The sequence below is a fragment of the Staphylococcus auricularis genome (assembly GCF_051172115.1).
In the GTDB taxonomy this organism is placed as follows: domain Bacteria; phylum Bacillota; class Bacilli; order Staphylococcales; family Staphylococcaceae; genus Staphylococcus; species Staphylococcus auricularis_A.
Map to the genome: position 1 here is coordinate 288,630 of NZ_JBPIZN010000003.1, position 14,259 is coordinate 302,888.

General features: G+C 39.1%; 11 protein-coding genes. 2 read left to right on the top strand and 9 right to left on the bottom strand.

What is annotated here, in order from left to right; genetic code table 11:
• Nucleotides 1-273 precede the first annotated feature (273 nt).
• The 7 genes from gltX to ACSBRB_RS07885 form a co-directional block, all read right to left on the bottom strand.
• Nucleotides 274-1,728, bottom strand: a complete 1,455-nt coding sequence (gene gltX, locus ACSBRB_RS07855; RefSeq protein WP_435032333.1) for a glutamate--tRNA ligase — start codon at nucleotides 1,726-1,728, stop codon at nucleotides 274-276.
• A 262-nt stretch (nucleotides 1,729-1,990) separates the two neighbouring features.
• Nucleotides 1,991-3,046, bottom strand: a complete 1,056-nt coding sequence (locus tag ACSBRB_RS07860) for a PIN/TRAM domain-containing protein (RefSeq protein WP_435032334.1) — start codon at nucleotides 3,044-3,046, stop codon at nucleotides 1,991-1,993.
• Between the two features lie 226 nt (nucleotides 3,047-3,272).
• Complete coding sequence (radA, locus tag ACSBRB_RS07865; protein ID WP_435032335.1) at nucleotides 3,273-4,649, bottom strand: DNA repair protein RadA; 1,377 nt, start codon at nucleotides 4,647-4,649, stop codon at nucleotides 3,273-3,275.
• Between the two features lie 433 nt (nucleotides 4,650-5,082).
• Nucleotides 5,083-7,545 carry an ATP-dependent Clp protease ATP-binding subunit gene (locus tag ACSBRB_RS07870; protein ID WP_435032336.1) on the bottom strand — a complete coding sequence of 821 codons (2,463 nt, stop codon included), beginning with the start codon at nucleotides 7,543-7,545 and terminating at the stop codon, nucleotides 5,083-5,085.
• Between the two features lie 11 nt (nucleotides 7,546-7,556).
• A complete protein-coding gene (locus ACSBRB_RS07875; protein ID WP_435032337.1) occupies nucleotides 7,557-8,567 on the bottom strand; it encodes a protein arginine kinase in 1,011 nt (336 codons plus the stop codon).
• Nucleotides 8,557-9,111: a UvrB/UvrC motif-containing protein gene (locus ACSBRB_RS07880; protein WP_435032338.1), complete on the bottom strand. Its 555-nt coding sequence runs from the start codon at nucleotides 9,109-9,111 to the stop codon at nucleotides 8,557-8,559. The genes ACSBRB_RS07875 and ACSBRB_RS07880 overlap by 11 nt, the downstream gene beginning before the upstream one ends.
• A 17-nt stretch (nucleotides 9,112-9,128) precedes the next feature.
• Nucleotides 9,129-9,590 carry a CtsR family transcriptional regulator gene (locus ACSBRB_RS07885; protein WP_059107338.1) on the bottom strand — a complete coding sequence of 154 codons (462 nt, stop codon included), beginning with the start codon at nucleotides 9,588-9,590 and terminating at the stop codon, nucleotides 9,129-9,131.
• Nucleotides 9,591-9,747: 157 nt separating this feature from the next.
• On the opposite strand from ACSBRB_RS07885, the gene ACSBRB_RS07890 reads away from it, so the two are divergent.
• On the top strand, nucleotides 9,748-10,959 hold the full coding sequence (locus ACSBRB_RS07890) for a NupC/NupG family nucleoside CNT transporter (RefSeq protein WP_435032339.1): 1,212 nt from the start codon (nucleotides 9,748-9,750) through the stop codon (nucleotides 10,957-10,959).
• 141 nt (nucleotides 10,960-11,100) lie between these two features.
• Here the strand turns inward: ACSBRB_RS07890 and pdxT are convergent, their stop codons facing one another.
• Together pdxT and pdxS are read right to left on the bottom strand one after the other, a co-directional pair.
• The gene (gene pdxT, locus ACSBRB_RS07895) at nucleotides 11,101-11,670 is read right to left on the bottom strand and encodes a pyridoxal 5'-phosphate synthase glutaminase subunit PdxT (RefSeq protein ID WP_435032340.1); all 570 of its coding nucleotides are present in this window, start codon (nucleotides 11,668-11,670) and stop codon (nucleotides 11,101-11,103) included.
• A 1-nt stretch (nucleotide 11,671) separates the two neighbouring features.
• Nucleotides 11,672-12,559 (bottom strand): pyridoxal 5'-phosphate synthase lyase subunit PdxS, encoded by an 888-nt coding sequence (pdxS, locus tag ACSBRB_RS07900; RefSeq protein ID WP_059107335.1) that lies wholly within the window; start codon nucleotides 12,557-12,559, stop codon nucleotides 11,672-11,674.
• Nucleotides 12,560-12,657: 98 nt separating this feature from the next.
• Between pdxS and pdxR the strand changes: the two genes are divergently transcribed.
• Nucleotides 12,658-14,040 carry a MocR-like pyridoxine biosynthesis transcription factor PdxR gene (gene pdxR / locus ACSBRB_RS07905; RefSeq protein ID WP_435032341.1) on the top strand — a complete coding sequence of 461 codons (1,383 nt, stop codon included), beginning with the start codon at nucleotides 12,658-12,660 and terminating at the stop codon, nucleotides 14,038-14,040.
• Nucleotides 14,041-14,259: the final 219 nt, after the last annotated feature.

A 14,259-nucleotide genomic window follows, 5' to 3' on the forward strand; every position in this document is an offset into this window, starting at 1 on the left:
CCTAGGTTAGAGGTGCTTTGCACGGTTCCACTCTTGATATTTACGCATCGTTATCAGTTCGATACCCCTTTGGTATCAACGATAGATTATATGCGTACGCTCATTTACGATATTTAACTCAACTACATAAAGGTGCATTCGGTAAATGTCAGTGATATGCTTCCAGCAACCGCATACTCTCTGTACACATCCATATACTTACTAATCCTTTATGGACTTCACTTTTATCATAGGGCCATCTATAATAAATTTCAAGCGTTTTATCGTGTTATTTTACACGTATTGTTTTAAGCGTGTGAGCACTTTGTCTTTACCTAATACTTCCATTGTATTTGGTAATTCTGGACCATGCATTTGACCAGTGACAGCGACACGAATTGGCATGAAGAGTTGTTTCCCTTTAATGCCAGTTTCTTTTTGTACTTCTTTAATTGATTTTTTAATATCAGCCGCTTCAAACGGTTCTAGACTTTCTAGTTTACCGTAAAGATGAGACATGAGTTCTGGTACTTGCTCACCATTGAGTACTTCTTGTTCTTCTTCTCCAAGCGTTTGTTCATCACGGAAGAATAATTCAGAAAGCGGTACGATTTCTCCGGCGTAGCTCATTTCTTTTTGATATAACCCGACGAGTTTACGACCCCAATCCAAGTCTTCTTCTGATGGATTTTCAGGAAGTAAGTTCGCTTTAATCATGTGTGGTAAAGCGAGTTGGAATACCGTTTCTGTATCTTTTTGTTTCATGTATTGGTTGTTAACCCATTCTAGTTTACGTTTATCGAAGAATGCAGGTGATTTAGACAAACGTTTTTCATCAAAGATTTTAATGAATTCTTCTTTAGAGAAGATTTCATCTTCGCCTTCAGGAGACCAACCTAATAATGCAATAAAGTTGAATAACGCTTCAGGAAGGTAACCTAAATCACGATAATCTTCAATGAATTGTAGGATTTGTGCATCACGTTTACTTAGTTTTTTATGTTCTTCATTCACTATGAGTGACATATGACCGAAACGTGGTGGTTCCCATCCCATCGCTTCATAAATCATCAATTGTTTAGGGGTGTTAGAAACATGGTCGTCACCACGAATCACATCTGTGATTTCCATGTAATGATCATCAATTGCAACCGCGAAATTGTAAGTTGGGATGCCGTTTTTCTTCACGATAACCCAGTCACCGATATTGTTTGAATCAAATGAAATTTCGCCTTTAACCATATCGTCAAATGTATATGTGACATCTTTAGGCACTCTGAAACGAATCGCTGGTTTACGGCCTTCAGCTTCGAATTGTTGACGTTGTTCTTCTGTTAAGTGCGCATGTTGACCACCATAACGTGGCATTTCTCCACGTGCTTTTTGCGCTTCACGTTCTTCTTCTAATTCTTCTTCTGTCATATAACATTTATATGCTTTATCTTCATCCAATAATTGTTGAATAATTGGGTTATAAATATCAGCACGTTCAGATTGGCGATAAGGACCATAGCCTTTATCTTTATCTACAGATTCATCCCAATCCATGCCTAACCATTTCAAGTTATCAAATTGAGAAGATTCCCCATCTTCTAAGTTACGGTTAGTATCTGTGTCTTCGATACGTACAACGAAATCACCGTCATAATGTTTTGCAAATAAATAGTTGAATAATGCTGTTCGTGCATTCCCAATATGCAAGTAGCCAGTTGGACTTGGTGCATATCTTACTCTCACGCGATCACTCATTACGTTCACTCCTGTTTTTTAGTATCTACACGTTTTTAATACTATCTTCGTGCATTTTCTCTTAAAAATTTAAATTGAATTGCTATCTCTGCTTCAATCCATAACAGTCCTAGTATTTTAAAGCTCATGCTGACAATATAATGCATGAATCCAAGATTGAATAACGAGACATTAACGTACTCATTGTAGCATTTTCACATGCGTCTTGATAACCGTTGTGCTTAAATTTAACGCTGCAAAAACGGCTCATAACGCTTTTATGTTAGATGAGCTTAGCGAAAATAATACGTCCGGATGAGGTTTGTAATAGGCTCACCACTTCAAGGTTAACATGACTACCGATATAGCGTTTGGCATTATCTACCACAATCATTGTACCATCATCAAGATAACCTACCGCTTGGCCATCTTCTTTACCTGCTTTCGTTAACAGCAGTTCAAATTGATCACCTTGGTGTACCATGGGTTTGATGGCTTCTGATAAATCGTTGACATTCAATACTTGAATTCCTTGAACGTGACACACTTTACTTAAGTTAAAATCAGTCGTAATGATATGTCCTCGGTAGTGTTTCGCTAACTTAATTAACATCCCATCGATGTCGCTATGTGACTTGGTAGGTGCAATGATACGTGTTGGATGAGCAGAATCATACAATTCGTTTAAAATGTCTAAACCACGCTGCCCTTTCTCACGCTTCACACTATCGTTCGCATCTGCAACGACTTGTAATTCATTAATCACACCTTGTGGAATGAGGATTTCACCATCAATGAAACCACATTTAATCACATCGACGATACGGCCGTCGATAATCGCACTCGTGTCCATCAATTTAGGCACCGCATTTCGTGAGCTGATTGAAACCGTTCTTGCGATTTTTTCCGGAAGAAACAGTAACATTTCGTCACGCTTTCTCAAGCCGAGTTGGAAACCTAAATAACCGAGTAAGATTGTAATAATAACGGGTACAAAGTGATTGAGTACAGTATTTCCGATGAGTTGGAAAATAAATGAAATCATGACTGAAATCAGTAACCCGATGATTAATCCAACGGTCGCAAATAAGATTTCTATCGCACTCCGTCTCATAATGACTTGTTCCATTTCTTTCAATGCGCCAGATAATCGGTTGATAAACCAACCAAAGACTAAGAAAAATAACAGTATACCGACAACCGCATTAAAATAACTATTATGGAATAAGTCGAATTCTCCTAACCCTACATCGTTAATAAATGTTGGTATCAAATATACGCCGAGACTTGCACCTAATACGACGTAACATAATACCACTACAAACTTGGCGATCTTCACATGCTTGCCCCCTTTCTAATAAGTTGTTCTCTCTTTACTTATAACTGTGGATGCATTGCATCGAGCCTTTATTACGGACTATTGAGGTGAGTTCATAGTCCATTTTTTTAAGATAAAGGCAATGGATGACGCACGGGTCATCTTGATCATTTTTAATTAACTTATAAACATTAAGTTGAAGTGCTCGTCCCTGCGAATCAACTTCACGTTCGCATCGAGAGGCCGCTTAGTGTTGGCGTTGTTTAAACGCGCAGGCCAATGCCTCACTCACGTTCGATACGCCGATGACTTGAATATTTTCTGGGAATTCCCAACCACCAATATTGGTTTGTGGAATAATAATACGTTCGAAGCCGAGTTTAGCCGCTTCTTGTACACGCTGTTCTATACGAGAAACACGACGCACCTCGCCAGTTAATCCCACTTCACCAACATAACAATCTAAACCATTAACCGGTTTATCTTGGAAGCTAGACGCTGTCGATACGATGACACTCAAGTCTACTGCGGGTTCAGTCAATCTAACACCACCAGCGACTTTAATGTAGGCATCTTGTTGTTGTAATAAGTAATTTTCTTTTTTCTCTAGTACCGCCATTAATAAATTCAATCGGTTGTAATCAATACCTGTCGCCATCCGTCGTGGATTATTGAACGTTGTCGGTGTGACAAGGGCTTGTACTTCAACCAATAAAGGCCGAGTCCCTTCCATCGTCGCTACGATTGTCGAACCCGGTACATTGGTAGAACGTTCTTCTAAGAACATTTCTGATGGGTTTTTGACTCCTTTCAAACCGCTCTGTTTCATCTCGAAGATACCCATTTCATTCGTAGAACCAAACCGGTTTTTGACTGCTCTCAAGATACGATACGCATGGTGCTCGTCCCCTTCAAAATAAAGCACAGTATCTACCATGTGTTCTAATAATCTAGGTCCTGCGATCTGACCTTCTTTTGTCACGTGTCCCACAATAAATGTCGCGATATTCATTTGTTTCGCGATATTCATCAAGCTTTGGGTACTCTCACGGACTTGTGACACAGAACCAGGTGCCGAACTGATATCAGGATGATAAATCGTTTGAATAGAGTCCACGACAATCATATCTGGTTTGAGTTGGCGTACGGTTTCATGAATCACTTCTAAGTCTGTTTCCGCAAAAACATTCAACGCACTTGAGTCTTCTTCAAGTCGCTCTGCTCTCAATTTAGTTTGGTTAAGTGATTCTTCCCCTGTGACATAGAGGACGTTATAATCTTTCGATAACGCTGCACACATTTGAAGGAGCAGTGTCGATTTCCCAATACCTGGATCACCGCCGATGAGTACGAGCGATCCTTTAACGATGCCGCCACCTAACACGCGGTTGAACTCTTCAGATGCGCTTTTAATACGCGGCGTCTGTTCTTGTTTAACGTCATTTAATTTTTGTACTTTCGCATTGTGTGTCTGGCTACGCACACCGTGTTTTGGACTGGTTTCTTTTTGCTCTACAATCTCGTCCATTTGGTTCCAAGCACCACAGTTTGGACATTTACCCATCCATTTAGGTGACTGGTAGCCACAGGCCATACATTCGTATATCACTTTCTTCTTGGCCAAGAGGACACCCCCACTTTCATTTTGAACAAATCTATTTTAAACCTCTGAATTATTAAAAACAACTTTAACCCAAAGACGTCCATAGATCGTCACTTAACTTTTGAATAGAATTTGAACAATCACCTTAATAAATGTGATACGCGAATTAAATATCACTTTTATAATTCATTGAATCTCAAGTTTGAGCCTTTTTATTAAAGGCCTCATAAGTAACTTATACAATTCGTATATTATTGTAAAATCATACGTGATATTTCAGTTGAAATCAATTAAAATTCGTAGATTTATTGTGATAGAGAGACTCAACCTCAGTTCGTATGTACTGTATCACAACAAAAACATAATAAAAAGGTGCCAACCTCTACCGTTATTGAGATAGACATTGGCACCCCATGCTTTGAACGCAACGAGTTATGCGTATGGGTCACACAAATTATGATTCAGTTGCTTCTTCTTTTTGTTGCGTTTCTTCTTTATCTTGAATATCATATTTGAATTCATCGCCATCGTGATCTACGACCACATTTTTACCTTCCAGTTGATTACCTGCTAAGATGAGCTCACTCAAGTTGTCTTCGATATTTTTTTGAATGGCTCTTGCAAGTGGTCTTGCACCGTACTCAGGATCGTAACCTTCTTCTGCAATTTTGGCTTTCGCCGCTTCAGTCACATTAATTTCAATGTTTTGTTCTGATAAACGATCAGTGAGTTTGTTCACCATCATCGTCACAATTTCTTTCAATTCATCTTTAGAAAGTCTGTGGAATACGATGATGTCATCCACACGGTTTAAGAATTCTGGACGGAATGCATTTTTAAGTTCTTTCATCATTGTTTTACGGATGGATTCGTAATCTTGACCTTCAGATGCACCACCAAAACCAGCAAAGCGTTGGTCTTGAAGTTCTTGTGCACCGACGTTAGAAGTCATGATAATCACTGTATTACGGAAGTCGACTTGACGACCTTTCGTATCAGTTAAACGACCATCATCTAACACTTGAAGTAAGATGTTAAAGACATCTGGATGCGCTTTTTCTATTTCGTCGAATAGGATGACTGAGTAAGGTTTTTGTTTTACTTTTTCAGTTAACTGACCTGCATCGTCGTGACCTACGTAGCCTGGAGGGGCTCCGACTAAACGACTCACAGCATGTTTTTCCATAAATTCACTCATATCAACACGAATCATCGCATCTTCTTCGCCAAACATAGATTCAGCTAATGCGCGTGCGAGTTCTGTTTTACCTACACCAGTAGGTCCTAAGAAGATAAAGCTACCGATAGGACGTTTAGGATCTTTCAATCCTGCACGTGCACGTCTTACTGCTTTACTGATTGAATTAACCGCATCTTCTTGTCCAATTACGCGGCCATGTAACGTATCTTCTAAGTTTAATAGACGTTCAGATTCTGTTTCGTTAATTTTAGTGAGTGGAATACCTGTCCATCCTGCGATAACTTCAGCAATATCTTCTTCAGATAATGACGTATTGTCACCGTTTTGTGTGTTTTTCCAGTCATTATTTGCTTCTTCAAATTGTTTTTCAAGTTTGGTTTGTTTATCACGTAAGTTTGCTGCATTTTCAAATTCTTGCGCATGCACTGCAGCGTCTTTTTCGTGTTTCACTTGTTCAATTTGTTGTTCGATTTCTTTTAAGTTTGGTGGTGTGGTATGACTTCTCAAGCGTACTTTTGAACCCGCTTCATCAATTAAGTCGATGGCTTTATCTGGTAAGAAGCGATCTGAAACGTAGCGATTGCTGAGTCTTACAGCTGATTCTAATGCTTCATCAGAAATATTAAGTCTGTGATGTGCTTCGTAACGATCACGTAAACCTTTAAGGATTTCGATCGTATCTTGCACGGATGGTTCATCGACTTGGATAGGTTGGAAACGACGTTCTAACGCTGCGTCTTTTTCGATGTTTTTACGGTATTCGTCTAATGTTGTGGCACCGATACATTGTAATTCACCACGTGCAAGTGCGGGTTTTAAGATGTTAGATGCATCAATCGCACCTTCTGCACCGCCTGCACCGACTAATGTGTGTAATTCATCGATGAATAAGATCACATTACCTGCTTGATGAATTTCATCCATCACTTTTTTCAAGCGTTCTTCAAATTCACCGCGATATTTTGTACCAGCGACAACTGTACCCATATCTAATGACATTACGCGTTTGTCTTTCAGCGTTTCAGGTACTTCATTGTTTGCAATAGCTTGTGCTAAACCTTCAGCGATGGCTGTTTTACCTACACCTGGTTCACCGATGAGTACTGGGTTGTTTTTAGTACGACGGCTTAACACTTCGATGACTCTTGTGATTTCTTTATCTCTGCCAATGACAGGATCGAGTGTGCCATCTTTTGCAATGACAGTTAAGTCTCTAGCAAGGCTATCCAATGTTGGTGTGTTATTGGATTTATTCGCTTGTGCATTTTTATTGCCCATTTCAGGACTGCCTAATGCTTTGACCACTTGCGCACGTGCTTTGGTAATGTTTAAGTCTAAGTTTGCGAAAACGCGTGCTGCGACACCTTCATTTTCTCTAATTAATCCGAGTAAAATGTGTTCAGTACCCACGAAGTTGTGGTGTAATTTACGCGCTTCATCCATAGAAAGTTCAATCACTTTCTTAGCTCTTGGCGTATAATGTAGCACGCCCATTTGTTCTTGACCGTGGCCGATTAATTTTTCAACTTCTTCGATTACTTTTTCTTCAGTAATATCGAATGATTCTAATACTCTTGCAGCAATGCCTTCAGGTTCTTTCATGAGACCGAGTAGTAAGTGCTCAGTACCAATATTAGAATGGTTCAGGCGAATTGCTTCTTCTTGCGCATGTGCTAATACGCGTTGCGCACGTTCTGTCAATCTTCCAAATAGCATAGCGTAACCTCCTATTTTATCTGTTCCCTTAAAACGTCTGCCCGGCGTTCGCTTACGGATTTATCATCTGTTTCATCTATTAAAAATGGTGACTGTATCTGCACCATCAATTGGTTAAAATCAAAATGTTCTAATTCAATGTAGCCAAGATCAATGCCTAACTTCACTTCACTCAATCGATATGAAGCTTCTTCCATCGAAAGTAGTCGGCAATTTTGTAAAATACCGAGTGAACGATAGACCCTATCGATCGTTTCGACGTGATTGTATCTGGCTAAGCGTTCCCTTAACTGTAACTCTTCATTGATAATTTGTTGTACGATTTCAATTAAGCGTTCAATGATTTCGCTCTCTGTTTTACCTAAAGTGAGTTGGTTCGATACTTGATAAATATGACCAAAGACTTGAGAACCTTCTCCGTAAATACCTCTGATGGTAAAACCAAAGCGATTGATCGTTTGTGCGATGCGATTCATGCGTTTCATAATCGATAAGCCAGGTAAGTGCAACATCACCCCTGCACGCATCCCTGTACCGATATTGGTTGGACATGTTGTGAGGTAACCTAAATCTTCGTCATAGCTAATATCTAACGCTTCATCAAGTTGATCATCAACTGAAGAGGCCTTTTCAAATAGCTTTAATAACGATAAATCGTGACTCATCGCTTGGATACGCACATGATCTTCTTCATTTACCATAACACTAATAGAATGATCATCATTCAAAAGCACCGCTGAGGCCGGTTGTCTTAATAACTCTGGACTAATCAAATGCTGTGCGACCAATTGATGTTTGCTCAACTGATCTAAGTCATCTAACCGTTGCACTTTTAGATCAGGTAATGCATCTTGGACTTCATTGATCACTCTAAAGCCTGCTTGTTCTGAAGGGAACATGAGTGGGTGTACATGATTTTGTAAGTTTCGAGCCAATCTAATTCTCGATGAAATAACCACTGGACTCTCAGTTTCTTCGTACATCCAGCTGTTCATGTCTGTGTGGTCGTGTTCATTCTCCATCCTGTTTCCCCTCACTTTCAGCTTTCAGCGCGTTGATTTCATCTCTGACAACAGCAGCTTCTTCAAAGTTTTGTATTTCAATTAATTGATTTAAATACGCTGTTTTATCTTCAATTTGTTTTTTGATTGCCAGTTTTCTATGTGAAGAATAAGGTGTTTTACCTGTGTGTTGAAATTGTCCGCCTTGAACACGCTTTACAATGTCAGTTATATCATCTTTAAATGTTGCATAGCAATCAGCGCAACCGAACTTACCGACATTGGCGATATCTTTCAATGTCATCTGACATGTTGGACATCGTTTTTCTTCTTTTACTGTTAAATTATCAAGGTTCAAGCCGTGTTTAGCTGCTAAGTGTTGTAAGATTTGTTTCACAACAAACGATTCTTCGATGTTATCTTGTGAAGGAATTTGTTGATTCTCATTCCAAGGGTTGCCACCGTTTGCACAAGTCGTGCATAACCACTTTTCTTGGACACCTTCATGTCCTTTAACGGCAACCTTAACTTCTGCATCGTTCAAATGACAATTTTCACATAGCATAAAGCAACACCCATTCTTTAATAATAGTTAATTACTGGAAGCAATTTCTTCAAAATGTTAGCGCGAATAATATCGCGTGACATGACATCCAATTTCAATGTGTCTCTATCTACAATCGCGTGAATCATTTTCGCTTCACGTTCTGTAATATAGTCTTTCTCAAGTAAGCCATCTATAATGTAGTATGCTTGTTGTTGAGAAATAGATGGACCAATTAATTGGAGTAGGCGATTAATATAACCGTTTGTGTCTTTATTTTCAACTTTAGTGATTCGGATATAACCGCCTCCACCTCTTTTACTTTCAATTTCATAACCATGTTCGTTGGTGAATCTGGTTTTGATCACGTAATTCAATTGGGAAGGTACACAGTCAAAACGTTGTGCGATATTTGCACGCTGAATTTCTACAACGTCATCGTCTGTATCTTCAAATAATTGCTTAATGTACTGTTCTATGATGTCGGACATATTGTGCATCATCATCACCTTCTTTTTGACCTTCTTTGACTATATTATATGACCAACTTTGACCTTTTTCAACCATTATGTTTGGAAATTTTAAATTAACGATAGTTAGATGAAAAAATTTATTGTATTATAGAAAGGAAAGAACTTTAATAAAAGGGTGGAAAACATGCACATAATTATCAGCATTATTGGTATTATCGTCTTTTTAGCGTTAGCTTATTTATTTAGCTCAGATCGCAAGAAAATCCGCTGGCAATATGTCGGATTACTATTACTCATCCAACTGATATTCGCGTTTATCTTACTCAAAACTAAATTCGGTATCACAGTTGTTGGCGGTATTTCAGACGGATTTAACTACTTACTCACTAAGGCAGGAGAAGGTGTGAATTTCGTATTTGGTGGCTTCAAAATCGATCCAAGTAACCCACCATTCTTCTTAAATGTTTTATTACCTATCGTCTTTATCTCAGCATTAATCGGTATTTTACAATACACACGTATCTTACCATTAATCATCAACGTACTCGGCTTCCTCATTTCAAAAATTAATGGAATGGGTCGTCTCGAATCGTACAACGCCGTAGCTGCAGCAATCTTAGGACAGTCAGAAGTATTCATTTCATTGAAAAATGAACTTAAATACATATCTAAACAACGTCTCTATACATTAACGGCTTCAGCCATGTCAACGGTATCCGCTTCAATCATTGGGGCATACTTCTCACTTGTGGAACCACGTTATGTCGTAACAGCAGTCGTCTTAAACTTATTCGGCGGATTCATTATCGCTTCTATCATCAACCCTTATAAAGTCGATGAAGAAGATGATAAACTCATCGTTGAAGACAGTGAAGTAAAAAAACAATCGTTCTTTGAAATGTTAGGAGAATATATCTTAGATGGGTTCAAAGTGGCGATTATCGTAGGGGCAATGTTAATTGGTTATATTGCAATCATCGCATTACTTAACGGTATCGTGAGTGCAATCTTCACATTCCTTAGTGGAGGATCAATCACTTGGGACTTCCAAACATTAATCGGTTTTGTCTTTGCACCATTTGCCTTCCTTATCGGGATTCCTTGGGAAGATGCCGTACAAGCAGGTTCAGTCATGGCTACAAAACTATTATCTAATGAATTTGTCGCAATGGAAAGCTTAACTAAAGTGAAAGACATCGGCGAACACGCAAAAGGTGTCGTATCTGTATTCTTAGTTTCATTCGCAAACTTCAGTTCTATCGGTATTATCTCAGGTGCGATCAAATCATTAAATGACGAAAAAGGTGACATGGTTGCTCGATTTGGTCTTAAACTCTTATTCGGTGCAACACTTGTTTCATTCATCTCTGCAGCGATTGCAGGTATCTTTATTTAATCTAATGATTTTAAAATTAACCTTCCAATGTGTGGCATATCACGTGCCACCTTCTGGAAGGTTTTTGATTTATGATGGAATTTATTTTATAGATGAAAAAGGCCAGGAGTGGTGTTACTCCTAGCCTTTTTATTGTGTAAATTAAGCTTCTTTATAGTTTGCTACAATGTGGTCAATAAAGTATTGAGTCACACGATAATCATCTGTCAGTTCTGGGTGGAACGATACGCCTAAATAACGTTCTTGTTCAACCGCAACAATCTTATCTTCAACTGTCGATAAGACCGATGTTCCTTCATGCGCTTCGGTTATATGCGGTGCACGGATAAATACACCCTCAATATCACTTGCGATACCTTTAATATCTAATTCCGCTTCAAAGCTATCGACTTGTCTACCAAAAGAGTTTCGCTCAACCGTGACATCTAACTTAGATAAATATCCCGCTTCACCTACGATATCTTTCGCCAAGACAATTAATCCTGCACACGTACCAAACATCGGTAACGTTGAATCAGAAAGCGCCTCTTTAAAACCATACAAGTTCATTAAACGTCGTAGTGTCGTCGATTCGCCACCTGGAATAATGAGCCCATCAATGTCATCGAGTTGTTCAACCTTTTTAATAGGAACCCCTTCATGTCCACTGAGTTCGATATGTCTAATATGCTCTCTCACTGCGCCTTGCAGTGCTAAAACGCCAATCTTCATCTTACCAACCACGCTCTTGCATACGTTCTTCTAGAGATAATTGATTGATATCCAAACCTTTCATTGCAGTGCCTAATTCTTTAGCTAATTTACCGATTAATTCATAGTCTTGATAGTGTGTCGTAGCTTGTACGATCGCTTTCGCAAATTTTTCAGGTTCGTCTGATTTAAAAATACCTGAACCAACAAACACACCATCTGCGCCGAGTTCCATCATTAATGCAGCATCTTGTGGTGTCGCAACGCCGCCTGCCGCAAAGTTAACAACTGGAAGACGACCTTCATCTTTGATTGATTTTAGGACATGATAAGGCGCACCAAGATTTTTAGCTTCTGTCATAATTTCATCATCGCTCATCACTGTAAGACGACGCACTTCTGCATTCACTTGGCGCATATGTCTTACCGCTTCTACGATATTACCTGTACCTGGTTCACCTTTCGTTCTTAACATTGCAGCACCTTCACCAATGCGTCGAGCAGCTTCACCTAAATTACGGCACCCACAAACGAATGGCACGGTAAATTGATCTTTTAATAAATGGAATGTTTCATCGGCTGGTGTTAATACTTCAGACTCGTCGATGTAGTCTACACCCATTGCTTCTAATACACGTGCTTCAGTGATGTGTCCGATACGTGCTTTCGCCATGACAGGAATAGATACTGCATTCATCACTTCTTCTACAATTTTAGGATTCGCCATACGTGCGACGCCACCCGCAGCACGAATATCAGAAGGTACACGTTCTAGTGCCATGACCGCAACGGCACCTGCTTCTTCCGCAATTTTAGCTTGTTCAGCGTTGACCACGTCCATGATGACGCCGCCTTTTTGCATTTCAGCCATGCCTCTTTTTACACGTTCTGAACCAGTTACTTTTGTCATATTTCAAAACCCCTTTTATTTATTGATTAAATACAGTTTAAGGGATAAACTGATAGTTAAAAAGGGGCACATTTTAGAAAAATGAAGGGGTCAGATTTATGAAACAACAACCACTCTACCTTGAACTTTATGAACGTCTTAAAGCACAAATCATCGAAGGCCAATATCAGTCAGATGATAAATTTCCATCTAAACGTGCGTTACAACAACATTTATCTATGAGTAATACAACGATTGAACACGCATATCAATATTTACTAGACGAAGGCTACATCTATTCAAAACCCCGTTCAGGATACTACGTCTCTGATATCGAGTCGCTGCCTACATTAAACCAACCAGCGTCTTCTCAAGCAGTTCGAGATACATCTATGATGAGGGAGACGGCAGAAGAGGATAATAATTATCGATATAGCTTTAATCTTTCAGAAATTGATACTCAATACTTTCCGTTAAAACAATTTAGAAAGTATGCCCGAGATGTTTTTGAAACTGAACAATCACAGTTACTGCTGCAGGGACATGCTAAAGGAGAAGAGACATTACGCCAACAAATCGCACGTTATGTTTTCAATAGTAGAGGCGTCTCATGTCATACTTCACAAGTCATTATCGGATCTTCTACAAAACAACTCATTAATTTACTAACTGATTTACTCACACATTCAAAATTCATCATCGAAAATCCGAGCTATCCTCCTATTAAGCAAGTGCTGGACCAAAAGCACATTCCATATGAACAATTAGAGGTAGAAGCCGATGGTATACGTACAGATCATTTAAATGAAACCCATCACGATGTCGTATACGTGACTCCATCTCATCAATTTCCAACCGGTTACGTGATGAATTTAAAAAAACGCACCCAATTGATTAACTGGGCACGTCAGTCAGAGGAACGCTATATTATAGAAGATGATTATGACTCAGAATTCAGATACTTCGGCAAGCCTATTTCCGCATTACAAAGTTTAGATCAAAGCGGCAAAGTGATATACATGAGCACATTTTCAAAATCACTATTTCCGAGTTGCCGTGTCGCTTACATGATTCTGCCTGAAAGATTACTAGCCATTTATGAAAAGTTGAGATATAAAGAAGTGAACACGGTACCTGTGCACTTGCAATACATCATTGCAGCATTTATGAAATCTGGAGGCTTTGAACGTCATGTAAATAAAATGCGTAAACTTTATCGTTCTAAACTCACATATATCTTAGAAGCTTTGAAGCCCTATGAAAACCAACTACAAATCCATGGTGCATTAACAGGAATGCATTTTACACTTACCGTTACAAACGGGCGCTCCCTTAGTGAATGTCTACAGCGTGCAGAAGCGCTCAGTCTCAAAATCATTCCATTTCAATCATTTGATGCGGATGAAACAGAAACGAAATTTATTCTCGGATTTGGAGGCATCCCTTTTTCCGAGTTAAAAGCACATACCGAAACATTAATACAAGCTTTAGTGGTGAAATGATTAGCGGGATGGTTATTTCTAATGGAGTAAGGGCTAATTTTAAAATTACTCTTGCGAGATGTAAGTCGGCTACCATGGGCGCTAAGGAGTTTCCCTTACTTAAGGCCAAGCACTCGCATCATGACTCTCTACTTGAGACAAGCGTTCGCATCTCGACTCCTCTCAATTTTTCCTGACTCACTTACGTTCTAGTAAGCTCGTGGCGTCAAAATTTCGACT

Coding starts and splice junctions, on each gene's coding strand:
- pdxS (WP_059107335.1), bottom strand. CDS start 12,559: ATGACAAAAGTAACTGGTTCAGAACGTGTAAAAAGAGGCATGGCTGAA.
- gltX (WP_435032333.1), bottom strand. CDS start 1,728: ATGAGTGATCGCGTGAGAGTAAGATATGCACCAAGTCCAACTGGCTAC.
- pdxR (WP_435032341.1), top strand. CDS start 12,658: ATGAAACAACAACCACTCTACCTTGAACTTTATGAACGTCTTAAAGCA.
- ACSBRB_RS07880 (WP_435032338.1), bottom strand. CDS start 9,111: ATGCTATGTGAAAATTGTCATTTGAACGATGCAGAAGTTAAGGTTGCC.
- ACSBRB_RS07885 (WP_059107338.1), bottom strand. CDS start 9,590: ATGCACAATATGTCCGACATCATAGAACAGTACATTAAGCAATTATTT.
- ACSBRB_RS07870 (WP_435032336.1), bottom strand. CDS start 7,545: ATGCTATTTGGAAGATTGACAGAACGTGCGCAACGCGTATTAGCACAT.
- ACSBRB_RS07875 (WP_435032337.1), bottom strand. CDS start 8,567: ATGGAGAATGAACACGACCACACAGACATGAACAGCTGGATGTACGAA.
- pdxT (WP_435032340.1), bottom strand. CDS start 11,670: ATGAAGATTGGCGTTTTAGCACTGCAAGGCGCAGTGAGAGAGCATATT.
- ACSBRB_RS07890 (WP_435032339.1), top strand. CDS start 9,748: ATGCACATAATTATCAGCATTATTGGTATTATCGTCTTTTTAGCGTTA.